This is a genomic window from Rhizobium sp. C1 (genome assembly GCF_021026335.1).
Lineage (GTDB): Bacteria > Pseudomonadota > Alphaproteobacteria > Rhizobiales > Rhizobiaceae > Ensifer_A.
This window is the reverse complement of the sequence record NZ_JAJNCY010000011.1, coordinates 106,351-128,284: the sequence shown is the minus strand read 5'-3', so window position 1 is coordinate 128,284 and position 21,934 is coordinate 106,351. Positions and strand designations below refer to the sequence as shown.

General features: G+C 61.5%; 21 protein-coding genes. 10 read left to right on the top strand and 11 right to left on the bottom strand.

Annotation, left to right across the window (positions count from 1 at the left end):
- The first annotated feature begins 32 nt into the window (after window positions 1–32).
- Both LQK83_RS19640 and LQK83_RS19635 read left to right on the top strand, forming a co-directional pair.
- Window positions 33–245, top strand: a complete 213-nt coding sequence (locus tag LQK83_RS19640; RefSeq protein WP_230839141.1) for a hypothetical protein — start codon at window positions 33–35, stop codon at window positions 243–245.
- A gap of 260 nt (window positions 246–505) precedes the next feature.
- Window positions 506–1,303 (top strand): ParA family protein, encoded by a 798-nt coding sequence (locus LQK83_RS19635; RefSeq protein ID WP_230839140.1) that lies wholly within the window; start codon window positions 506–508, stop codon window positions 1,301–1,303.
- On the opposite strand, the gene LQK83_RS19630 is transcribed toward LQK83_RS19635, so the two are convergent.
- The 4 genes from LQK83_RS19630 to LQK83_RS19615 are packed head-to-tail and all read right to left on the bottom strand — an operon-like array spanning window position 1,246 to window position 6,366.
- A complete protein-coding gene (locus LQK83_RS19630; RefSeq protein ID WP_230839138.1) occupies window positions 1,246–1,806 on the bottom strand; it encodes a sarcosine oxidase subunit gamma in 561 nt (186 codons plus the stop codon). The genes LQK83_RS19635 and LQK83_RS19630 overlap by 58 nt on opposite strands.
- Window positions 1,799–4,792, bottom strand: coding sequence for a sarcosine oxidase subunit alpha (locus LQK83_RS19625; protein ID WP_230839136.1), 2,994 nt, complete (start codon window positions 4,790–4,792; stop codon window positions 1,799–1,801). The genes LQK83_RS19630 and LQK83_RS19625 overlap by 8 nt, the downstream gene beginning before the upstream one ends.
- Window positions 4,789–5,097 carry a sarcosine oxidase subunit delta gene (locus tag LQK83_RS19620; protein WP_112627078.1) on the bottom strand — a complete coding sequence of 103 codons (309 nt, stop codon included), beginning with the start codon at window positions 5,095–5,097 and terminating at the stop codon, window positions 4,789–4,791. Before LQK83_RS19620 ends, LQK83_RS19625 begins: the two co-directional genes overlap by 4 nt.
- A 15-nt stretch (window positions 5,098–5,112) precedes the next feature.
- Complete coding sequence (locus tag LQK83_RS19615) at window positions 5,113–6,366, bottom strand: sarcosine oxidase subunit beta family protein (protein WP_230839135.1); 1,254 nt, start codon at window positions 6,364–6,366, stop codon at window positions 5,113–5,115.
- Between LQK83_RS19615 and LQK83_RS19610 the strand changes: the two genes are divergently transcribed.
- From LQK83_RS19610 to LQK83_RS19600, 3 genes are all read left to right on the top strand, one after another.
- The gene (locus LQK83_RS19610; RefSeq protein WP_230839133.1) at window positions 6,365–6,685 is read left to right on the top strand and encodes a hypothetical protein; all 321 of its coding nucleotides are present in this window, start codon (window positions 6,365–6,367) and stop codon (window positions 6,683–6,685) included. The genes LQK83_RS19615 and LQK83_RS19610 overlap by 2 nt on opposite strands.
- Window positions 6,686–6,711: 26 nt before the next feature.
- Window positions 6,712–6,939: a 30S ribosomal protein S21 gene (gene rpsU / locus LQK83_RS19605; RefSeq protein WP_109856714.1), complete on the top strand. Its 228-nt coding sequence runs from the start codon at window positions 6,712–6,714 to the stop codon at window positions 6,937–6,939.
- A 170-nt stretch (window positions 6,940–7,109) separates the two neighbouring features.
- Complete coding sequence (locus LQK83_RS19600) at window positions 7,110–7,958, top strand: tetratricopeptide repeat protein (protein WP_230839187.1); 849 nt, start codon at window positions 7,110–7,112, stop codon at window positions 7,956–7,958.
- Window positions 7,959–8,067: 109 nt separating this feature from the next.
- Here the strand turns inward: LQK83_RS19600 and LQK83_RS19595 are convergent, their stop codons facing one another.
- Entirely contained in the window at window positions 8,068–8,289 is a 222-nt protein-coding gene (locus tag LQK83_RS19595) for an aa3-type cytochrome c oxidase subunit IV (protein ID WP_230839132.1), read from the bottom strand.
- A gap of 209 nt (window positions 8,290–8,498) precedes the next feature.
- Here LQK83_RS19595 and LQK83_RS19590 point away from each other — a divergent pair, with 209 nt between their 5' ends.
- On the top strand, window positions 8,499–8,939 hold the full coding sequence (locus LQK83_RS19590; RefSeq protein ID WP_230839130.1) for a DUF4279 domain-containing protein: 441 nt from the start codon (window positions 8,499–8,501) through the stop codon (window positions 8,937–8,939).
- Between the two features lie 488 nt (window positions 8,940–9,427).
- On the opposite strand, the gene LQK83_RS19585 is transcribed toward LQK83_RS19590, so the two are convergent.
- Window positions 9,428–12,904, bottom strand: coding sequence for an indolepyruvate ferredoxin oxidoreductase family protein (locus tag LQK83_RS19585; protein WP_230839129.1), 3,477 nt, complete (start codon window positions 12,902–12,904; stop codon window positions 9,428–9,430).
- A 224-nt stretch (window positions 12,905–13,128) separates the two neighbouring features.
- Between LQK83_RS19585 and LQK83_RS19580 the strand changes: the two genes are divergently transcribed.
- From LQK83_RS19580 to LQK83_RS19570, 3 genes are all read left to right on the top strand, one after another.
- Window positions 13,129–13,686 carry a TRAP transporter small permease subunit gene (locus tag LQK83_RS19580; RefSeq protein ID WP_230839127.1) on the top strand — a complete coding sequence of 186 codons (558 nt, stop codon included), beginning with the start codon at window positions 13,129–13,131 and terminating at the stop codon, window positions 13,684–13,686.
- A 1-nt stretch (window position 13,687) separates the two neighbouring features.
- On the top strand, window positions 13,688–15,571 hold the full coding sequence (locus LQK83_RS19575) for a TRAP transporter large permease (protein ID WP_230839125.1): 1,884 nt from the start codon (window positions 13,688–13,690) through the stop codon (window positions 15,569–15,571).
- Between the two features lie 122 nt (window positions 15,572–15,693).
- Window positions 15,694–16,317: a LysE family translocator gene (locus LQK83_RS19570; protein WP_230839123.1), complete on the top strand. Its 624-nt coding sequence runs from the start codon at window positions 15,694–15,696 to the stop codon at window positions 16,315–16,317.
- On the opposite strand, the gene LQK83_RS19565 is transcribed toward LQK83_RS19570, so the two are convergent.
- On the bottom strand, window positions 16,318–16,983 hold the full coding sequence (locus LQK83_RS19565) for an HAD family hydrolase (RefSeq protein WP_230839122.1): 666 nt from the start codon (window positions 16,981–16,983) through the stop codon (window positions 16,318–16,320). It abuts the gene before it with no gap.
- Between the two features lie 124 nt (window positions 16,984–17,107).
- Window positions 17,108–18,217, bottom strand: a complete 1,110-nt coding sequence (locus LQK83_RS19560; protein WP_230839120.1) for a TRAP transporter substrate-binding protein — start codon at window positions 18,215–18,217, stop codon at window positions 17,108–17,110.
- Between the two features lie 264 nt (window positions 18,218–18,481).
- On the opposite strand from LQK83_RS19560, the gene LQK83_RS19555 reads away from it, so the two are divergent.
- Complete coding sequence (locus tag LQK83_RS19555) at window positions 18,482–19,243, top strand: gamma-glutamyl-gamma-aminobutyrate hydrolase family protein (protein ID WP_230839118.1); 762 nt, start codon at window positions 18,482–18,484, stop codon at window positions 19,241–19,243.
- 10 nt (window positions 19,244–19,253) lie between these two features.
- Here the strand turns inward: LQK83_RS19555 and LQK83_RS19550 are convergent, their stop codons facing one another.
- The 3 genes from LQK83_RS19550 to LQK83_RS19540 all read right to left on the bottom strand — a co-directional run bounded on the left by LQK83_RS19550 (window position 19,254) and on the right by LQK83_RS19540 (window position 21,832).
- A complete protein-coding gene (locus LQK83_RS19550; RefSeq protein WP_230839117.1) occupies window positions 19,254–19,658 on the bottom strand; it encodes a hypothetical protein in 405 nt (134 codons plus the stop codon).
- A gap of 192 nt (window positions 19,659–19,850) precedes the next feature.
- Window positions 19,851–20,807, bottom strand: a complete 957-nt coding sequence (locus LQK83_RS19545) for a 2-hydroxyacid dehydrogenase (RefSeq protein ID WP_230839116.1) — start codon at window positions 20,805–20,807, stop codon at window positions 19,851–19,853.
- 5 nt (window positions 20,808–20,812) lie between these two features.
- Window positions 20,813–21,832 (bottom strand): LacI family DNA-binding transcriptional regulator, encoded by a 1,020-nt coding sequence (locus LQK83_RS19540; RefSeq protein WP_230839114.1) that lies wholly within the window; start codon window positions 21,830–21,832, stop codon window positions 20,813–20,815.
- Window positions 21,833–21,934: the final 102 nt, after the last annotated feature.

Here is a 21,934-nt window from a genome sequence, read left to right as displayed (position 1 = left end):
TAAATAAAAGATAAACAAGAAGGAGTGGCGTCATGGCACACGAAGTCAACAAGTTCATCGACATCCTGAAGTTCCGCCGCTCGCAGCAGCGCCTCTCCCAAGCCCTGCACAGCGTTCCGGATTTCCTCAAGTCCGACATCGGCGTCGAGGGCGCCCCGGTTCAGCGGGCGCATTATGGCGACGTCCATTCGGTTGCCGCTGCGGCTCGCGTCTCGACCGCACATCGCCAGGTTTCGGCATTCTGAAATCACTGTGGCGTTAACGGATTGGGGCCCGGTGCGTTGAACGCACCGGGATTTTTCGTTTTCACGAAGTCTTTTGCCGGATTCTATTTTTGATTTGTCATATTGAACTTCGCAATTCATGTGACGCAGCAAATTTAGTTTTCTAAAATATAATTTTCCCAACGAGATATAGTAATTTTCGCTCTGTCTTTTTTCTGTCATTTTGTAAGAATGCGATTCGGTCTGTTGGATCGAAATGGCGTAGATGAGGGTTGAGGTAGGTGGCGATCATATCGTTGGCGAATGCCAAGGGTGGCGCGGGCAAGACGACGGCAGCGGTTCTTCTGGCGGCGGCTTATGCGCGCAAAGGAAAGAGCGTTCTGGTTCTGGATTGCGACAGGTTTTCAAGCGCGACCGACTGGTGCATCAAGGCGGGCGCAAAGATTGATGCGATCAGCGGGGTCACCTCGTCCAATCTCGCCGAACATCTCCGGCGCAATCGCGGCCGATACAAGCATGTGATCATCGATCTCTCGGGCGCGTCGGACATGCTGATCGCGCTTGCCTCGGGGCTTTCCGATCTCGTTCTCGTGCCGGTTCAGGGCAGCGTGCTCGATGGGCAGGGCGCGGTGCATGTCTTCAACATCATCGACATGGTCATGCAGAACACGCGCAGCCGTGTGCGGCGTGCCGTGTTGCTCTCGCGCGTCAATCCGCTGGTGACGACACGCTCTCTGCGCCAGGTGCAGGCGATGCTCGGCCAGAAGGGCATCGCGGTGCTCGCGACCCCGATTGTCGAGCGTAGCGCCTATCGCGACATGTTCGAAAGGGGTTGCCTTCTGGACAACCTCGACCCGGCAAAGACCAGCAATATCGACAAGGCGATCGCCAACATGGCGGCGCTTCTGCGCGAGGTGAAGACCTTTATCGCCGATGACGAGCATGCGCAGACGCCCTATTCGGGCATCTGCTATGGCGAGGAGCGCGCGGCCCAGCCGGGCAAGCGCGATCCGTTCAGACGTTACGCTGCGGCGTCGGCCGCGTCGCTGGCGCCTTCGTTGAGCATGCCGAGCGCATAGGTCGAGAACGACCGCCAGCATTCGACATGGAACGTGTCGGCGCTCTTCCTCCAGACAATGACCTCGACCTTGCCCAGCAGGGTGCGCGCGCATTTGCCGACCGGGAAAGCGGCATCGCGCAGGTCGAGCGGGCAGCCGGCATTGATGGCAGCGGCCGCCTGCGGGCCCTTGACCTCGAAGGCCGTGTTTCGATGCGAGACGTCGGTCGCCGAATGCAGCGCCTTGACGCCTGCGAGCAGCGCCATCATGTCGGCGCCGGTGGCGTCGATCAGAAACCACTCGTCCGGGCCGAGCCAGAAGGCCATGCGGCCATCCTTTTCGGCGGATGTCAGCGGCTGGGTCGGCAGGTCGATGCCAAGCGCCTTGGAGAGCGCCTTGACCGCATCGGCGTCAGCGCGCAGCGACAGACGCGTCATCGGACCGAGGGGCAAAATCGAGGCTGCGCCCGATCCGGAGATGGTGAGCTTCTGGGGGAGGTTACGGGTTGCCTGAGCCTCAAGCATTGATGCGGCTCCCTTCCTTGTCATAGAACACGGCGTCGGTGACTTCGACCGCGATGGTTTCCTTTTCCAGCGGCACATAGAGCGTCTGGCCGATCTTGGCGCGTCCATCGGCAACGACCGCGAGGCCGAAGCTGTAGCCGAGATTTTCCGACCAGTAGGACGACGTGATGTGGCCAAGCATCTTCATCGGCTTCGGCTGGTTCGGGTCCTCGACGATCTGTGCGCCTTCCGGCACGATGGTCTTGCCGTCGCGCGGCTTGAAGCCGACGAGCTGCTTGCGGCCGGAGCGCACGAGATCCGGGCGCTTGAGGCCGCGGATACCGACGAAGTCGGTCTTCTTCTTGGAGACTGCCCAGGCCACGCCGGCATCATCCGGCGTCAGCGTGCCGTCCGTATCCTGGCCGACGATGATATAGCCCTTTTCGGCGCGCAGAACGTGCATGGTTTCAGTGCCATAGGCACACCCGCCGACGGCCTGCGTTGCCGCATAGAGCGCATCCCAAAGAGCCGCGCCGTAATCGGCCGGAACGTTGATTTCGAAGCCCATTTCGCCGGCAAACGTCATGCGGAAGAGGCGGGCGGGGACGCCCATCACCTTGCACTCGGCAACGCTCATATGCGGGAAGGCCTCGTTCGTCAGGTCCACGCCCTCGACGAGCGGGGCGATGATGTCGCGCGCCTTCGGGCCCTGCACTGCAACGGTGGCCCACTGCTCGGTGGCAGAGGTCAGCCAGACCTTCAGATGCGGGAATTCCGTCTGGAGGTAGTCTTCCATGTGGTTCATGACGCGGGCGGCACCGCCGGTCGTCGTGGTGACATGGAAGCGATCGTCTGCGATGCGGCCCACGACGCCGTCGTCATAGACGAAGCCGTCTTCGCGCAACATGATTCCGTAGCGGCAGCGGCCGGGCTTCAGGTTGTCCCAGGCGTTGGTGTACATGAGATTGAGGAAGGCGGCCGCATCCGGGCCAACGACCTCGATCTTGCCGAGCGTCGAGGCGTCGAAAATGCCGACGCTGGTGCGGACCGTCTTGCATTCGCGGTTGACGGCGGCGTGCATGTCTTCGCCGGGGCGCGGGTAGAACCAGGCGCGCTTCCAGTTGCCGACATCTTCAAAGACCGCGCCGATCGCCTCTTCGCGCTCATGCATCGGCGTCTTGCGCGCCGGGTCGAAGAGCGGGCCACGATTGTGGTTGAGGATCGTGCCGAAGGTGACCGGCGTATAGGGCGAGCGGAAGGTGGTGAGGCCCACTTCCGGAATGTCCTTGCCCAGCGCTTCGGCGGCAATCGCCAGACCATGCATGTTGGAAAGCTTGCCCTGGTCGGAGGCCATGCCGTTGGTGGTGAAGCGCTTGATATGCTCGATCGAGGCCATGCCTTCGCGCACTGCGAGACGAATGTCCTTGGCGCAGACGTCGTTCTGGAAGTCGATGAAGGCCTTGCCGTGGGTTTCGGGGCCAGCACCTTCCGGCGTGCCGATCATGCCGCCGGTCCAGACATAGGCGGTTACGGCTTCCGGTGCGGTGCGGACATCACCGGTGGCGCCTGCTTCGCGGGCGGCGTCCGTGCCGGCCTTGAAAGCTTCGGCTACGAGGGCAGCCGCATCGTCGGTGCCGTTGCAGGCGCCGACCGATATGCAGTTCTCGGTGTAGATGTCGGGCAGGAAGCGGGCCTTGTCGGCCTCGTATTTCAGCTTGCCGCGCGTCTGCGAGAACATATGCACGGAGGGCGTCCAGCCGGCGCAGGTGATCAGCGCGTCGATCTCGATCTTGCGGCGCGTGCCGCCCGCCTTGCGGATGACCGACATGGAATTGACACGCAGCTTGCCGCCGGTGGTGACGACGGATTGCCCGGTCATGACCTCGATGCCGAGGCGGGCGGCTTCGGCACGAACGGCTTCGCCCGGATTGTCGCGGACATCGACGATGCCGGCAATCTTCACGCCGGCGTTCGCCAGATCGAAGGCGGCCTCATAGGCCGAGTCATGGGCGGTGAAGACGCCGACCTTGGAGCCGACGGCGACGCCGTAATGGTTGATGAAGGTGCGGGCGGCGGAGGCCAGCATGACGCCGGGGCGGTCGTTGCCGTCGAAGACCATGTGGCGTTCGATGGCGCCCGAGGCGATGATCACCTTCTTCGCACGGACCTTCCAGAGACGCTCGCGGGGCGCGGCGCGCTCCGGGATGGCCTGATGATCGGTGACGCGCTCGGCCAGAGCCACGAAATTGTGGTCGTAGTAACCAAACGCGGTCGTACGGGTCAGGACCCGGACATTCGGTCGTGCCGCGAGGCGTTCTGAGGCGGCTTGCGCCCAGTCATAGGCCGGCTGGCCGTCGACGGTGAGGTTGCTGTCGTAATGCGCAGCCCCACCGAGTTCCGGGCGCTCGTCGCAAAGGATGACGTCAGCGCCGGCGCGGGCTGCGGCAAGGGCTGCCGTGATGCCGGCCAGACCGCCACCGATCACCAGCACGTCGCAATGGGCGAAGCGGCTGGCGTAATGATCCGGGTCGGCTTCCTTCGGCGAATTGCCGAGGCCGGCAGCGGCCCGGATGAAGGGCTCGTAGACATGCTTCCATGCAGCCTTCGGCCACATGAAGGTCTTGTAGTAGAAGCCGGCGGCGAAGAAGGGCGACAGCATGTCGTTGACCGCGCCGATGTCGAAGGACAGCGACGGGAAACGGTTCTGCGAGTTCACCTTCATGCCCTCGAACACTTCCTGCACCGAGGCGCGGACGTTCGGCTGTTCGCGGGAGGCGTCACGGGCGACATTCATCAGCGCGTTCGGCTCTTCGGAGCCGGCGGAGATGACGCCGCGCGGGCGGTGATACTTGAACGAGCGGCCCATGAGATGGACGCCGTGGGAGAGCAGCGCCGAGGCGATCGTGTCGCCTTCGAGTGCCGTGTAATACTTGCCGTCGAAGGAAAAACGCGCCTGACGGGCGGGCGTCAGCCGGCCCTTGCCGGCGATACGGAATGCGCCGCTCATTTCGCGTCTCCTTCCAGATTGAGGGATTCAAGGGAACGCTTGGCTTCGCCGGCCTTGTAGGTGACGACGAACTTGTCGCTCACCGTGTGGCGCACGGCGTTGAAGAAGCGGCCGCAGCCATGCTGGTGCCGCCAGCGCTCGTAGATGTAGCCTTTGGGGTTGTCGCGGAGGAAGAAATATTCCGCGAAGGCCTCGTCCGAGATGTCGGCGATGTTTTCAGGGCGCGCGATATGCGCTTCGCCAGCTGCGTGGAATTCCAGCTCCGAGCGGTCTTCCTGGCAATAGGGGCAATGAATGAGAAGCATTTGTATCCCCCGAGATCAGTGAGCAACGGCGGCGGCGGCCGCTTCGTCGATGAGGCGGCCGGTGCGGAACCGGTCGAGCGTGAGGCCTGCGGCCAGCCGATGCGGCTCGTCGCGGGCAATGAGATGGGCGAAGAGATTGGCAGAGCCGGGCGTCGCCTTGAAGCCGCCGGTGCCCCAGCCGCAGTTGACATAAAGGCCCGGAACCGGGGTCTTCGACTGGATGGCCGAGCGGTCCGGCGTGTTGTCGGTGATGCCGCCCCACTGGCGCATCATCTTGACGCGGCGGAAGATCGGGAAGAGCTCACAGATGGCGTCGAGCGTGTGCTCGATGATCTGGATGCCGCCGGTCTGGGAGTAGGAGACATACTGGTCGGTGCCGGCGCCGATGACGAGTTCGCCCTTGTCCGACTGCGAGATATAGGCATGCACCGTGTTGGACATGACCACGCAGGGGAATATTGGCTTCAGCGGCTCGGACACGAGCGCCTGCAGCGGGTTGGACACCAGCGGCACGCGGACATCGGCCATGGCCATGATCTGCGTGTTGTGGCCCGAGGCCGAGACGCCGATCTTCTTCGCGCCGATGAAGCCGCGCGTCGTTTCGACGCCGGTGACGGCCCCATCCGGGCCGCGGGTGATTCCCGTCACCTGGCAGTTCTGGATGACATGAACGCCGCGATCGTGGGCGGCGCGGGCATAGCCCCAGGCGACCGCATCGTGGCGGGCCGTGCCGCCGCGGCGCTGCAGGGCGGCGCCGTTCAGCGGATAGCGGGCGGTTGCGGAGATATCGAGCGGCGGGCAATAGGCCTTGGCCTGTTCGGGCGTCAGCCACTCGTTGTCGATGCCGTAGAGACGGTTGGCATTGATGTGGCGGGTGAAGGACTGCTTGTCATGCGTATTGTGCGACAGCATCATCACGCCGCGCGGAGAATACATCACATTATAATTCAGATCCTGGCTGAGATTTTCCCAGAGCTTCAGCGAGTGCTCGTAGATGTCCATGCTCTCTTCATAGAGATAGTTGGACCGGATGATGGTCGTGTTGCGGCCCGTATTGCCGCCGCCGAGCCAGCCCTTTTCGATCACGGCGACATTGGTGATGCCGTGTTCCTTGGCCAGATAATAGGCCGCGCCGAGGCCATGGCCGCCGCCGCCGACGATGATCACGTCGTAAGCCTTCTTCGGCTCCGGAGAGACCCATTGCTTCTCCCAGCCCTTGTGGCCGCGCAGGGCCTCGCGAACCACGGCGAATGCGGAATATTTCTTCATGAAGGCGCTCCGGCGGTCGAATGATGCGGCACAGGATGGATATACGACATCCCGTCTTTTCTCTGTGCGACAGGAATGGCAAATTTCCGTCACGCATAATGGTTCTTTTGCGACGCGAAAACAGCTATCTTTCGACACGGCCGAAATTGGCGGGCGCTCAGCACGGCTGCAGGTGGGAAAAACGCGACATGGTCGGTCAATGCTCTGGACTTCGAAACGCCGATCTGTTATCCGCATTTCCCAATCGCAGGGCTTCCGGCTCGGCGAACGTTATATTTTTGCCGCTTTGGAGCAGAACCTACTCCTCTTGCTGGCTTAACACGAAACCAAAGGAACGGGATTCACGTGCAGGTACTTGTCCGCGACAACAACGTTGACCAGGCGCTCCGCGCTCTCAAGAAGAAGATGCAGCGCGAAGGCATTTTCCGCGAAATGAAGATGCGCGACTACTACGAAAAGCCGTCGCAGAAGCGCGCCCGCGAAAAGGCCGAAGCCGTTCGCCGCGTTCGCAAGCTTGCTCGCAAGCGCATGCAGCGCGAAGGTCTCATCGGCGGCCGTCCGGGCGCACGTTGATTTTCGCGCCGTTTTTTCGGCGTTTTTTTGAATGATGTGTGGCGGTGGTGACTGTGTCGCCGCCGCCATTTTCTTCAAGCGGCGTCGCGGTTGACGTTACAGGATTTAGCATTTCCTTTGGGGGACTGGTTTTGACGGGTGCCATCAATTTCTCGGCAGCGAAGGCTGCGATGCCGGATCAGCGGCCTGTTCGGGCGGTCCTTGCAGCATTTGCTGTCGGCGGCCTTATGGCGCTGGCCAGCTGCGCGTCCACGAATATGCCGGACGACACGATCCGAATCGATCGCGCGCAGGGTTCCGAAGAAAACATCAGTTCGCTGACCTCCGTCATCAATTCCAACCCGAACGATCCGGAAGCCTACAATTCGCGCGGTTCGGCGCTCGGCAAGGCCGGACGTTTCCGCGACGCGATGAACGACTTCAACAAGGCGATCGCGCTCAATCCTCGCTACTATCAGGCCTATGCCAACCGCGCGCTTGTCGAGCGCAGCATGAACAAGCAGGTCGAGGCCGCGCAGGATTATACGACCGCGCTGCAGATCAATCCGCGCTATGATGTCGCCTTGATTGGTCGTGGCGATATCTATCGTCTCGCCAACCGGCTGCCCGAAGCGCTGTCCGATTTCAACAAGGCGATCGAACTCGACACGACCGATGGTCGCGCCTATCACCGCCGTGGTCTGATCTACCAGCGCATGAACCAGCACGCGAAGGCGATCGAGGACTTCTCGTCCGCCATTTCGTTGTCGCCGACGGCGCCGGAGCCCTATAACGGGCGCGGTATTTCCTATCTGGCGACCGGCGATCTCGACAACGCCTTCGCCGACTTCAACCATGCGATCGATCTGGATGGCAAGGTTGCCGAATCCTGGGCCAACCAGGCGCTTGTCTATGAAAAGCGCGGCAACATGCAGATGGCCTACAAGTCCTATTCGCATGCGCTGCAGCTTGATCCGAAATACCAGCCCGCCCGTGACGGTGTTGACCGCACCCGTGGCGCGATGGGCGGCGCCGGCTGATCCTGATATCGTTCCCATGAAAAGCCCGGCTCAGGCCGGGTTTTTTGTATCCGTTGCCCGGCGTTATCTTCTCATGCCGTCTTCTAGGATCAAAACTCTTGGTAGCTGATCAGAACAGCAGAATGCCGCCGACGCTCAGGATGATGAAGAGCAGGACGGAGAAGATGAAGCCTGCGGAGGTGAAGAAGCCGACGGCCATCGAGATCATCAGGAACACGATGATCATCGTGCCATATTTCGCGCCCTTGATGAAAAGATCGTAGCTCTTTTCATGTTCCTTGTAGTCCATCGGCGCGCCGAGCTCGACCGGACCGGACTTGTGTTCTGCCATGATTTCCTCTCCTCATCCCGAAAATGCGCCCCGTCCCCTCCGGCCCAAATCCCCGGATTGACGCATGTCATCGTTGGTATGAGAAATTACATAAAGAGAGGGACTTGGCAATGGTGGCGGAGTGTCGCTGGGGGCAGTCTCGGATTCTCCTGAGAAGAGCGCTGGTGCTATTTGTGATATGAGAGGCTACAGCGCTTCAGGAGCAAGACATGGCAGATGTTTACAAGACGACCGTCTCCCTGCGGTTCAAGGGCGACGACCTCGACCCCGACGAATTGACGGTCGCCCTCGGCAAGAAGCCAGAAATTGGTGCCAGGAGGGGAGGTGTGTGGATTTCACCAAAGGGTGGTGAAACAGTATCCCGGATGGGGAGCTGGATTCTTTCGATCAAGGATGCTGAACCCGCCGACATCGATGGTCAGGCCGCCGCACTCTTCTCAGACCTCTGCCAAGACTTCACGATATGGCGCCGTTATGCAGAGCGCTATCAGGGGAATATCTTTGTTGGCGTTTTCCTGTCCCAATTCAACGAAGGCCTGAGCATTTCGACGACGACTTTAAATGCAATTGGTCTGCGAGGGCTCGAACTCGGATTTGATATCTACGCGGATGACGGTCGGGATGATCACGATAGCTCTCGCGAGGAATGAATGTTCCGCCCGGTAGAGGTGTCGGCACATGGCGCGCTTAGACCCCCTCTGGCTACCGCCATCTCCCCCACAAGGGGCATGAATGATCTGCGAAACAGCTCCCTTGCTCCTGTGAAATTATCAGTCTACGAAGCGCCTAAGGAACCAAGTTGTTATACAACAACTGATGAAAATTACGAATGTAGACGGGATATATGCACCAGCTTGCTGGTTTGTTGATGACGCCACTACAGTTGCGATAAGGATTAGAAAAGAGACTATTGCGCCGGTTGCAGAAGCAAGAAAAAGGAATGCTAACATGCCGCCAGTGACCCCGGCTTCGACCAATCTGAATATCAAGAAGCCGCTCAATACAAGTAGGATGGCGAGAAACACTAGACCCATCTTTGCCCCTTTAGATCACCAAAATTGTTATAAAGCACTTCTCCTGACCTTGGGCCAGTGACTACAACTCCGCGCGTATTGTCACATTGAGGGCGGGGGGCAGCTTACTCCGCCGCCACCCGAACCTCCGGCTTCGGCGAATCGAGCTCCCGCTCCATCGCCGCCATCTTCGCCAGAACGTCCTTGGCCGCCTTTTCCTTCACATGCCCAAACCCGCGGATCTTTTCGGCGGCGGCGAGGAGTTCAGCCATGGCTGGCGCATTCGCCGCGTTCAGCTTGCCGACGACGCGGCCGAGCAGCGCTTCGAAATCGGCGATCATCTGGCGTTCCATCTTGCGCTCGTCCGTGTAGCCGAAGATGTCGAGGGGCGTGCCGCGCAAGACCTTGAATTTGGCGAGCGCGTTGAGCGCGCCCATCATCCAGGGGCCATAGGAACTTTTCACCAGATGGCCTTGTTTGTCCTTCTTCGCGAAAATCGGCGGGGCCATGTGGAATTCGAGGCGGTCCCAGTCGGAGAACTGTTCGGACAGGCGCTTTTCGAAAGCGCCATCGGTGAAGAGGCGGGCGGTTTCGTATTCGTCCTTGATCGCCATCAGCTTGCCGAGGCTGCGGGCGGCGGCGAGCGTGACGGGGCCGGCAGTACCTGTTGCGCGGATTTCGGCCTCGCGGACGGGCGCGATGGCCTTCTCGAAACGGCGGGCGTAGCGGGCGTTCTGATAGGCGGTGAGGTGGGCCTTCATGCGCTCGATCGCCTCGTCGGCGGTTTCCGCGCGGGGGGCTTCGTGATGGTGGTCACGATAGATCGCGGTGACGGCTTGCGGGTCGTTGCCGGCAATGCGGCCCCAGCGGAAGGCGGCGATGTTCATGTCCACTGCTTCGCCATTGAGGCGGATCGCTTCTTCAACCGACTCAGGCGAAAGCGGCAGGCCGCCGAGCTGGCTGGCATAGCCCAGCATGAACATGTTGGTGGCGAGCGCATTGGCGAAAAGTTCGCGCGCGGCCTCGTCTGCGTCGAAGAAGCGGGTCGTGGCCTCGCCCGCTGACTTGCGGATCGTCTTCTTCATCAGCTCGGCCGGGAAAGAGAAATCCGGGTTGCGGGTGAAGCCGCCGGGCATGATTTCGGCGGTGTTGGCGATGAAGAGTGTCCGATCTTCGGTGACGGTCGCGAGCACTTTCTTGGAGGCCGAGACGGCGAGGTCGCAGCCAAGCACGAGATCGGAGCGGCCGGCGGGGATGCGGATCGCGGTGATCGCTTCGGGGGTCTTTGCGATGCGCAGATGGGTGAGCACTGCGCCGCCCTTCTGGGCCAGGCCTGCCATGTCGATCAGGCCGCAGCCCTTTTCCTCGATATGGGCGGCCATGCCGAGGATCTGGCCGATGGTGACGACGCCGGTGCCGCCGATGCCGGCGACGATGGCGGCCCAGCCGTCATCGAGCGAGGCGATGGCCGGGGTCGGTAACGCGGCGAAGAGGCTGTCGAAGCTGCTGGCGTCCTTGGCTTTCGCCTCGGCCTTGCGCAGCTTGCCGCCATGGACGGTGACGAAGGAGGGACAGAAACCCTCGACGCAGGAGAAGTCCTTGTTGCAGCTCGACTGGTCCACCTTGCGCTTGCGGCCGAAGGCGGTTTCGACCGGCTGGATGGAGACGCAGTTGGATTTCACGCCGCAATCGCCGCAGCCCTCGCAGACGGCCTCGTTGATGAAGGCGCGCTTGTTCGGATCGGGGAAGGTGCCGCGCTTGCGGCGGCGGCGCTTTTCGGCGGCACAGGTCTGGTCGTAGATGAGAATGGTGACGCCGGGAATGTCGCGCAGTTCCCGCTGCACGTCGTCCATGTCGCGGCGATGGTGGAAGGTGGTGCCCTTCGGCCAGTCGATGCCGGGCGGGTATTTGCCCGGCTCGTCGGAGACGATGGCGATGCGCTTCACGCCCTCGGCGGCGAGCTGCCGGGCGATCTGGTCGACCGTCGCGCCGCTTTCGACATGCTGGCCGCCGGTCATGGCGACCGCGTCGTTATAGAGGATCTTGTAGGTGATGTTGGTGCCGGCCGACAGCGCGAAGCGGATGGCGAGCGAGCCGGAATGGGCATAGGTGCCGTCGCCGAGATTCTGGAAGATATGGCCGCGGTCGGAGAAGGGGGCAACGCCGACCCATTGTGCGCCTTCGCCCCCCATCTGGGTGAAGCCGAGCGTGTTACGGTCCATCCAGATCGACATGAAATGACAGCCGATGCCGGCCGCCGCGACCGAGCCTTCCGGCACCTTGGTCGAGGAATTGTGCGGACAGCCGGAGCAGAAGAAGGGCGTGCGGATATTGCCGTCGGCAATGCTGGCGATCATCGCCTGCGCCTGTTTCATGCGCGCCGTGCGGGCGGAGATTTCGTCCGATGGGCCGATATAGCGGGTGATGCGCTCGCCGAAGGCGATGGCGATATCGTTGGGGTCGAGCGCGCCCTTGACCGGGAAGAGCCAGTCGCCGCGCTCGTCGCGCTTGCCGATGATCACGGGCTGGCCGGCAGTGCCGTAAAGCGCCTCGCGCAGCTGCGTTTCAATGAGCGAGCGCTTTTCCTCGACGACGATGATCTCGGTAAGGCCGTTCGCAAAATCCTTGACGTCGTCGAGATCGAGCGGCCAGGTGCACCCGACCTTGAAGAGGCGGATGCCGAGGCGATTGGCCTCTTCCTCGCCTATGCCGAGATTGGAGAAGGCCTGCAGGACGTCGAGATAGCTCTTGCCGGTCGAGATGATGCCGAGCTTCGGGGCTTCTCCGCCCGACCAGATGATCCTGTTGATCCCGTTGGCGCGGATGAAGAGATTGGCGGCGGCGCGCTTGTATTCGTGGAGGCGGGCTTCCTGGCCGAGGAAATCGATGTCGTTGAGGCGGATATGGATGCCGCCGGGCGGCCCTTCGAAAGGCGGCGTGACGATGTCGAGGCGGTTGAGGCCGGCATTCACGGAAGCCGTGGACTCGACATTGTCCTTCACGCATTTCAGCGCCACCCAGCAGCCGGAATAGCGGCTGAGCGCATAGCCGAGCAGGCCATAGTCGATGATTTCCTGCACACCGGCGGGGTTCAGGATCGGCATCATGTAGTCGACGAAGTTGAATTCGGTCTGGTGCGCGTTTGTGGAGGATTCGGCCGTGTGGTCGTCGCCCATCAGGACGAGGACGCCGCCATGGGGCGAGGTGCCGGCCAGATTTGCGTGGCGGAAGACGTCGCCGGCGCGATCGACGCCGGGACCCTTGCCATACCAGAGGCCGAAGACGCCATCATATTTGCCGTGACCGTCGAGGCCGGCCTGCTGCGAGCCCCAGACGGCGGTGGCGGCAAGCTCCTCGTTGAGGCCGGGCGTGAAGGTGATCTGATGTTCGGTGAGCGGCCTCTTCGCCTTCATGAACTGGCTGTCGAGGCCGCCGAGCGGCGAACCGCGATAGCCGGAAATGAAGCCGGCGGTGTTCAGCCCCGCGGCCTTGTCCGCCTCGTGCTGCATCATCATCATCCGCGCGATGGCCTGCGCGCCGGTGAGATACACCCGGTTGCGCGAAAGGTCGTATTTGTCCTCGAGCGAGATTTTCTGATGCATCCACGGTCCTCCCAAACCCTGACTGACATCCGAATTGTTCTACCAATGTCTAAGAAGGTCAAATCTTTTCAGGCGCGTGCTTTACAGACGCAATGGAGTTGCCGATAACTTTCCATGCGAGAGGTAATATTTCGCAAAGGGGCGGCGAGGGGAAACATGCGAAAAGCAGCCGCCCGTTAAATTGGCTTTTTGCCGCAAGGCAGAGACCTGCTGGGGGAGAAAAAATGGCATTCTTGTTGAGGCTGAGCGCGTTGATCGACGCGATCACGTCCGCGATCGGGCGTAGCGTATCGTGGCTCATTCTGGTGGCGGTGCTGGTCAGTGCCATCAATGCCGTCGTGCGCAAGATATTCGACATGTCGTCCAACGCATGGCTGGAACTGCAATGGTATCTGTTCGGCGCCGTGTTCCTGCTGGCGGCGGCCTACACGCTGCAGAAGAACGAGCATATCCGCATCGACATCCTGTCTTCCACCTGGAGCAAGCGGACGCGCGACATCATCGATCTGGTGCTGCACATCATCTTCCTGCTGCCGTTCTCATCGCTGATGGTCTATCTCTCCTGGTCGTGGTTCTGGCTCTCCTTCCGGACGGGCGAGGTTTCCGCCAATGCCGGCGGGCTCGTCATCTGGCCGGCCAAGTCTTTCGTGCTGATCGGCTTCATTCTGCTCACCGCACAGGCCTTTTCCGAAATCATCAAGCGCATCGGTGTGCTCACAGGACGGATCGAGGATCCACTTGTGGACGCAACGCCTGCCAATCATGCCGAGGAGGTGCGCTGATATGCTTGAATTTATCGTAGAAAATCTCGCGCCGATCATGTTCACGACGGTCATGGCGCTGCTTGTGCTCGGCTATCCCGTCGCCTTCACGCTTGCCGCCGGCGGTCTGGCTTTCTTCGCCATCGGCGTCGAATTCTCGCATCTGTCGCCGTCGATCAATCTGTTCTGGCCGCTGCTGCAATCGCATCCCGAGCGGATCTACGGGATCATGAACAACGATACGCTGCTGGCGATTCCCTTCTTCACCTTCATGGGGATCATCCTGGAGCGGTCGCGCATGGCGGAAGACCTGCTCGACACGATCGGCCAGCTCTTTGGGCCGATCCGGGGCGGGCTGGCCTATGCCGTCGTCCTTGTCGGCGCGCTTCTGGGCGCAACAACGGGCGTGGTTGCGGCCTCGGTCATGGCCATGGGCCTCATTTCCATGCCGATCATGCTGCGCTACGGTTATAACAAGCCGTTCGTGTCCGGTACGATCGCTGCTTCCGGCACGCTGGCGCAGATCGTGCCGCCTTCGCTTGTTCTCATCGTCATGGCCGACCAGCTCGGCCGGTCGGTCGGCGACATGTATGTCGGCGCTCTCTATCCGGCGCTGCTGATCGTCGCGACCTATTGCGCCTATGTCTTCGTCATCACGCTGGTCAAGCCGGCCTGGGCGCCGGCCCTGCCACGCGAGGCGCGCACACTGGGCGGCGGGGTGACGTCGCTGGCCGTGATGATCCTCATTGCCGTCGTGCTCTACTATCTGGCCGACATGTTGCTCTTCACCGGCATCTCGCCGGAATGGCGCATGGTGATTTCGCTGGCGCTGGGCGTCGGCGTCATCTTTCTCATCGCCCTGGCCAATGACAAGCTCAAGCTGAATATCATCTCGCGGCTGGCCCAGCAGGTGATCATCGTGATGATCCCGCCGCTGGCGCTGATCTTCCTCGTGCTCGGTACGATCTTCCTCGGCATTGCGACGCCGACGGAGGGCGGGGCGATGGGGTCTGCCGGTGCGCTGATCATGTCGCTCATGAAGGGCCGGCTGAGCTTTGCGACGCTGAAGCAGGCGGTCGAATCGACCACGAAGCTTTCGGCTTTCGTAATGATGATCCTCATCGGTTCGCGCGTCTTCGGTCTCACCTTCTATGGCCTGAACGGCAATCTCTGGATCGAGCATCTCATGCTGTCGCTGCCGGGCGGCGAATACGGCTTCCTGATTGTCGTGACGATCATCGTCTTCATCCTCGGCTGCTTCCTCGACTTCTTCGAAATCGCCTTCATCATGGTGCCGCTGCTGGGGCCGGTCGCCGAAAAGCTCGGCATCGACCTCGTCTGGTTCGGCATCATCCTGGGCATCAACCTGCAGACCTCGTTCCTGACGCCGCCCTTCGGCTTCTCGCTGTTCTACCTGCGCTCCATCGCGCCGGCGGGCAACTGGAAGGACAAGGTGACGGGGATCACCATGAGCGGGGTGAAGACCTCCGACATCTACAAGGGCGTGTTCCCCTTCATCGTCATCCAGTTCGTGATGATCCTCGTCGTCATCGCCTTCCCGCAGCTGGTCATGGTCTACAAGAGCGGCGATGTCGTGGTTGATCCGTCGAAAGTGAATATCACGGTGCCGATGTCCACGCCCGGCGGGGCGCCGGGGATGACGCTGCCGCCGCTGGGCGGGGCAGGTGGAAATGGCGTGTTGCCCGGGCTTTCGCTGCCGCCCATCGGCGGCGCGCCGCCGGCGGGCTCGGGTGCCGGCAACAATGAAAGCGGCAACACGCTGGGTCTGCCTCCGCTGAATGGCCTCGGCAGTCCTCCGGCGCAACCGCCGGCAAATGATGCCACGAAGCCGACGGAAGGCGCCAAGCCTGCCGTCGATCTCAGCCAGCCGCCGAAGATCAACTGAGGCCAGGCTGACAGGCAACGCACAAGGCCGGTTCTCCGGTCTTGTGCCGAGAGCTTGCGTGCCTGTTGCTTTCCGTCTCTATTGTCGGTCTCCATCCAACAACCGTAATCGGAAATCGAGACATGGATCATCTGCAGCAGCTGGCGCTGGTTTACCTGACCTACCTGATTACGATCGCCAGTCCCGGTCCGAGCAATATGGCCATCATGGGCACGGCGATGAACCATGGGCGTGCGCACGGCGTGGCGCTGGCATTGGGCGTGCTGACGGGCAGTCTTTGCTGGGCCAGCCTGGCGGCGGCGGGCATCTCGACGCTTTTGACGCGCTTTGCGGAAGCGTTGATCGTCATGAAGCTTGCCGGTGGGCTCTATCTGCTTTTCCTCGCGTGGAAATCGGCAAAATCCGCGATGACGGAAAAGTCTTCGACCGTCGCGGACGTAACGCCCGCAAGCCGCTTTGCGTCCTACCGGCGTGGTGTTCTCCTGCATCTGACGAACCCCAAGGCCATTCTCGGATGGGGCGCCATTATGACATTGGGGCTCAAGCCGGATGCGCCGGCCTATACGCTCCCAGCCATTATAGGTGGCTGCGCGGTTCTCGGCTTCATCGTCTTTATCGGCTATGCGCTGCTCTTCTCTACGGCGGCGATGGCGAATGGCTATCGCAAGGCGCGGCGCGTCATCGAGGGGACGCTGGCTGCCGTCTTCGGATACGCGGGGCTGCGGCTGCTTCTGTCGAAGCCCTGATCAGGCGGATTTCTCGATCATCAGCGCCACTTCGTGCAGGTCATGCGCGACGACCGTGCAGAAGGGACGGATTTCGTCCGTGGGGTCGAGCAGGTCCGGCACCATGACGGCCATCATGCCGGCGGCGTGCGCCGAGCGGATGCCGTTATGGCTGTCTTCCAGCGCCAGGCAGGCGGCAGGATCGACGCCGAGGCGCTCGGCTGCGGTGAGGAATGGGTCGGGCTCCGGCTTGCCTTTCGCATAATCGCCCTGCGCCACGACGGCGTGAAAGCGATGGGTGATATCGAAGGTGCCGATCTTGTAATCCACGGCCCGGCGCGGCGATGAGGTGGCGATGGCGCGCGGGATCGCGAGGCGGTCCAGAAGGTCGAGAATTTCGACGACGCCCGGCTTGATGGCGAGGCGGATCTCGAGAAGCGCTTCGTAATGTGAAATCCAGATGGGGCGGAAGGCGTCAGCATCGAAAGTTTCGCCCAATGCGGCGACAAGCCTGGTCCGGATATCCGGCCATTGACGACCGATGAGCGTCTTGAACAGATCCCACTCGACCGTGTGGCCGAAATGCGCAGCCGCCGTCACGGCAGATTCGAAAGACAGCGTTTCCGTGTTGAACAGAAGGCCGTCCATGTCGAAGATCACGGCGGCCGGTCGGCGGGGGAGGGACATCGCGTATTGATTCCTGAAGTGTCGATTCAGAATTGTCTGTAGCGATTTTTCATCCGGATTGTGTGAAAAACAAATGATGCCCCGGAAACAATTTCCGGGGCATCTGAAGGCAAATGCGGATCGCTCAGAGCTTGCCGGCGCGCTGCTGGATCATCATGAAGGTGTCGAACGTGTATTCGCCGACCTGCGCCCAGAGATAGGCGTCTTTCTTGAAGGCCAGCTGGTCATCGTAGGTCTTCTTGAAATACGGGCTCTTGGCAGAAAGATCCGCATAGATCTCGACGGCCGACTTGTAGCAGGCTTCCATGATTTCCTGGCTGAAGGGACGAAGCTGGGTGCCGGAGCCGACCAGTTCCTTCAGCGCGATCGGGTTCTTGACGTCGTATTTCGCCATCATGTTGGTGTTGGCGAAGGCGCAGGCGTCCTGAAGAACGGCCTTATAATTCTTCGGCAGCGCATTGTATTTCTGCAGGTTGAAGAAGGCGTGGACGACCGGGCCGCCTTCCCAGAAACCGGGATAGTAGTAATACTTGGCGACCTTGTTGAAGCCGAGCTTGGCGTCGTCATAGGGGCCGACGAATTCGGCAGCGTCGATCGTGCCCTTCTCGAGTGCCGGGTAGATGTCGCCGCCCGCGAGCTGCTGCGGCACGACGCCCACCTTTTCCAGCACCTTGCCGGCGAGGCCGGCAATGCGCATCTTCAGGCCCTTCAGGTCGTCCAGCGTGTTGATTTCCTTGCGGAACCAGCCGCCCATTTGAACGCCCGTATTGCCGGCCGGAAGACCGTATACGCCCTGCGTGGCGAAGAATTCGTTCATCAGCTTGTTGCCGTTGCCCTGGTAGTACCAGGCATTCGACATGCGGGCGTTGAGCCCGAAGGGCAGGGCCGTGCCGATGGCAAAGGTCGGCTCCTTGCCCCAGAAATAATAGGAAGTCGTGTGTGCGGCCTCGACCGTGCCTGCGGCCACGGCGTCCAGAGCCTGCAGGCCGGGCACGATTTCGCCGGCAGCGAAGGTCTGAATGGTGAAGGCGCCATCGGTGGCGGCGGCGACATGTTCCGCAACATCGACGGCACCGCCCCAGATCGTGTCCAGCGATTTCGGGAAGGATGACGTCAGACGCCATGTGATTTTCGGATTTTCCTGCGCGATGGCAGGTGCCGCAAGCGTTGTGGCAGCGGCAGCGGCACCCGCGCCGGCGACGCCGGCCTTCCTGATAAATGAACGACGATCCATGAGTAACCTCCCGGTTTGGTTGCCTCTGCTGCCCGGTTTCCCCCTCAGTGCTGCAGAATGATTTGAAGGTAACCATTTTGGCGCCGGTGTTGCAAGCGCGACATTCCGAAATATTTCCGGGTTAAGTCTCTGCAAGAAAATGGCTTTTTGATAAATGTTCCAAACTTTTTCGGACGTCTTCAGCCTCGAACTCGTTGTAATTTCGATTGACTTGCGTCATTTCCGGCGAGATGTTCGCCAAACTTGATCAAATGGAGACCTTTCATGAGCATGCCTGTCGTCGTCATTCCCGCCGATATTCGTGAACTTGACGGAACGACCTGGCATGCCGTCCAGACCCAATATGTGAACGCAGCCATCAAGGGCGCCGGGGTTCTGCCGCTGATCGTGCCGGCGCTGGAGACGGAGCACGATATCGATGAAGTGCTGGACCGGGTGGATGGCGTTCTTTTGTCCGGCTCCCGCTCGAATGTTCATCCCTCGCTCTACGGCAAGGTGGCGGAAGAAAAGGACGGGCCTTTTGATCCGGCGCGCGATGCCACGACCATGCCGCTCATCCGCCGGGCGATCGAGCGCGGCGTCCCGCTTCTGGCGATCTGCCGTGGCATTCAGGAACTGAACGTGGCGCTGGGGGGCACACTCGCCAGCGAAATCCAGGAGATGCCCGGCGTTGCCGATCATCGCCGCCGCGAAGTCCCCGACCGCGACGTGCAGTATGAAATCCATCAGACGGTCGTGGTCAAGGAAGGGTCCTGTCTCGCCGGCGCGCTCGGTGCGGGGGCCTTCAAGGTCAATTCGCTGCATCGTCAGGCGATTTCGCAAGCCGCGCCCAATCTTGCGGTTGAGGCTGTTGCCGAAGACGGCACGATCGAGGCCGTCTCCGTCATCGGCGCAAAGGCCTTTGCCGTCGGCGTTCAGTGGCATCCGGAATATTGGGTCGGCAAGGACGCGCCGTCCAACGCGCTTTTCACGGCCTTCGGGGAAGCGGTCAGGGCCTATCAGGCATCGCGCAAGCTGGCGGCGTGAGCCGCCGTCTTCACCGCACCGCGGTCAGGGTGAGGGCCGCGGATGGCGGATCGACAGCGACATAGCCGATGCCGTCGCCGGGAGCGATCATGATCACCTGCCTGCCGGCCTTGTCGGTGAGAGCGACGCTGCCGTCGGCATTCTCCGTCCAGTTGCGCGCCTGATCGAGACCCGGCCACACATCGTCGCAGCCCGGTTCACTCTTCAGGGCGAAAGTCCGCGTCGAAGCGGGCTTGCCGCGCTTGATCACGCAGGCCTTGCCTTCGGCGATATTGGAGACCGAGTAGCTGGAGGGATTGCCGATGGCGGCCGTCGTCATCGTATCCACGCCGGGGTTTTGCTGTGGCGAGGGTGCCAGATAGCTTGCCGTCGCTCCGGCAATCGCGAGCGTCGTGGCGACGAGTATCAACTTCATGTGTCTCTCCTTTGCCTTCGGAGACATCTGCTTGCGCCGAACCGTCACGCGATGACGGACCAGACGAAGCAACGCACTGTCCATGCCAATAAAAACATGTTGCGCGCCAATTCCTAACAGAAGTCTAACGCGAGAACAGGATATTAACCGGTTATTGAGGTCGGACAATGACGAAGATCAGGTTGATCCTCTTCATCCCCTGAACGGTGTCTCCGGGACGGGGGTGATCGGACGCCCCTTCTCGAACCACGAGATCAGGTTTTCGGCCGTCAGGTCGGCCATGGCGTTGCGCGTCGGAACCGAGGCGGAAGCGACATGCGGCAGCAGGCAGGCATTGTCGAGCGCCAACAGGCGCGCCGGCACATGGGGCTCATCCTGAAAGACATCGAGACCGGCGGCGGCGATGGTCCTGCTTTCCAGCGCGTCGGCCAGCGCATCCTCGTCCACGGTCCAGCCGCGGCCGACATTGATGAGGACGCCGTTTGGCCCGAGACGCTTCAGAATGTCGGCATTGATCGTCTTGTGGGTCTGCGGCGTCTTCGGAACGATACAGATCAGCGTATCGACGGCGTCCGCCAGCGCTTCCAGCGTCGGATGGTAGCGATAGGTCACGTCCTTGCGTTCGCTGCGCGTGTGATAGCTCACCGGCAGATTGAAGGCCGCCACGCGCTGGGCAATTTCGAGGCCGATGCGGCCGAGGCCATAGAGACCGACGGTCCGGCCACGCAGCGAGAGCGGCGACAGCATGAAGGCGCCATCCTTTTCCCAGCGGCCGTCGCGCAGAAAGGTTTCGGCCTTGGGCAGCAGGCGAACGGTATTGATCAGCAGGCCGAGCGTGGTGTCGGCCACTTCCTCGTTCAACACATCCGGCGTGTTGGTGACGATGATGTTGTTGGCGGCGGCATGGGCGACATTCACGCCATCATAGCCGACGCCGAAATTGGCGACGATCTCGAGTTTGGGAAGCGCGGCCATCAGATCGGCTGGCATGCCGTTGAAGCCGGTTGCGCCGCGGACCTTCTCGGCGATCTCGGGCGTGATCAGGGCCGGGTCTGCCCGTTCGATCCGAACAAGATCGAAATGGGGTTCAAGCCGTTCGATAACGCGTGGGTGGACCTTGCCGGCGGTGAGGATCGAGACCTTCGACATGGATATCAACTCCGATGCAGCGGCGCGGTGGATTGGCGGATACGCATTTCCGGCTTGATCAGGTGGATCCCGTCCGGCTCATGGCTGCCGGAAAGCTTGTCGAGCAGGGCGCGGGCGGCGAGGCGGCCGACTTCCGACTGCCCGTTCCACACGGTGGTGAGGCCGGGCGTGGCGATTGCCGCCTCTTCCAGGTCGTCATAGCCGGTGACGGAAATGTCGCGGCCGGGCATGAGGCCGGCACGCGCGATACCGTTCATGAAGCCGATGGCGACGAGATCGTTCCAGCAGACGGCGGCGGTCGGCTTCTGCGGCAGCGACAGGAAATGCACGGCGGCCTCGAAGCCACCCTGCTTGGAGCGCGGGCCGGCGATGCGTAACGCCGGATCGACCGGGATATTGGCCTTTTTCAGTGCGTTGACATAGCCCTGATAGCGGTCGCGGCCGGTCGAGGTCTGGTCGGTGCCGCCGACCATGGCGATGGTGCGATGACCAAGGCCGATCAGGTGGTTGGTGGCGAGCGAAATGCCATAGCTGTCGTCGCCGCGATAGGTGGGCAGGTCGAGGTTTTCGACCGAACGGGCGACCAGAATGGCCGGCATGCCGTTGTTTTCCGCCAGCTCCAGATCCTCGCGCGGCGTGCCGATGGCCGGCGACATGATGACGCCGTCGCCGCCGAGCTGCAACAGCGTTTCGACGAAATTGCGCTGCTTTTCGACCGAGTCGTAATGGTTCGACAGGATGAAGGTGTGACTGGAGCGGTCGAGTTCGCTTTCGATCGCCTTCAGGATTTCGGCATAAAACGGGTTCTGGATGTCATGCACCACGACGCCGATGATGCCGGAGCGGGAGGTTCGGAGACTGGCGGCGCGGCGATTGTAGATATAGCCGAGCGCGCGCGACTGTTCCTTGATCTTCTCGCGGGTTGCGGCGGCGACCAGCGGACTGTCGCGCAGTGCAAGCGAAACGGTGGCCGTGGAAACGCCGAGCGACTCGGCGATCGTCGAAAGCTTGATCTTTTGCGCCACGTTGCCTCCCCGACGCTTGATATCGCAGGGTCTGCGCCCCGCTTTCCGCTGACTTAAAAATTTTAAGTAAACGGTTTTAAGGCCCCTTGCAACAATTTCCGT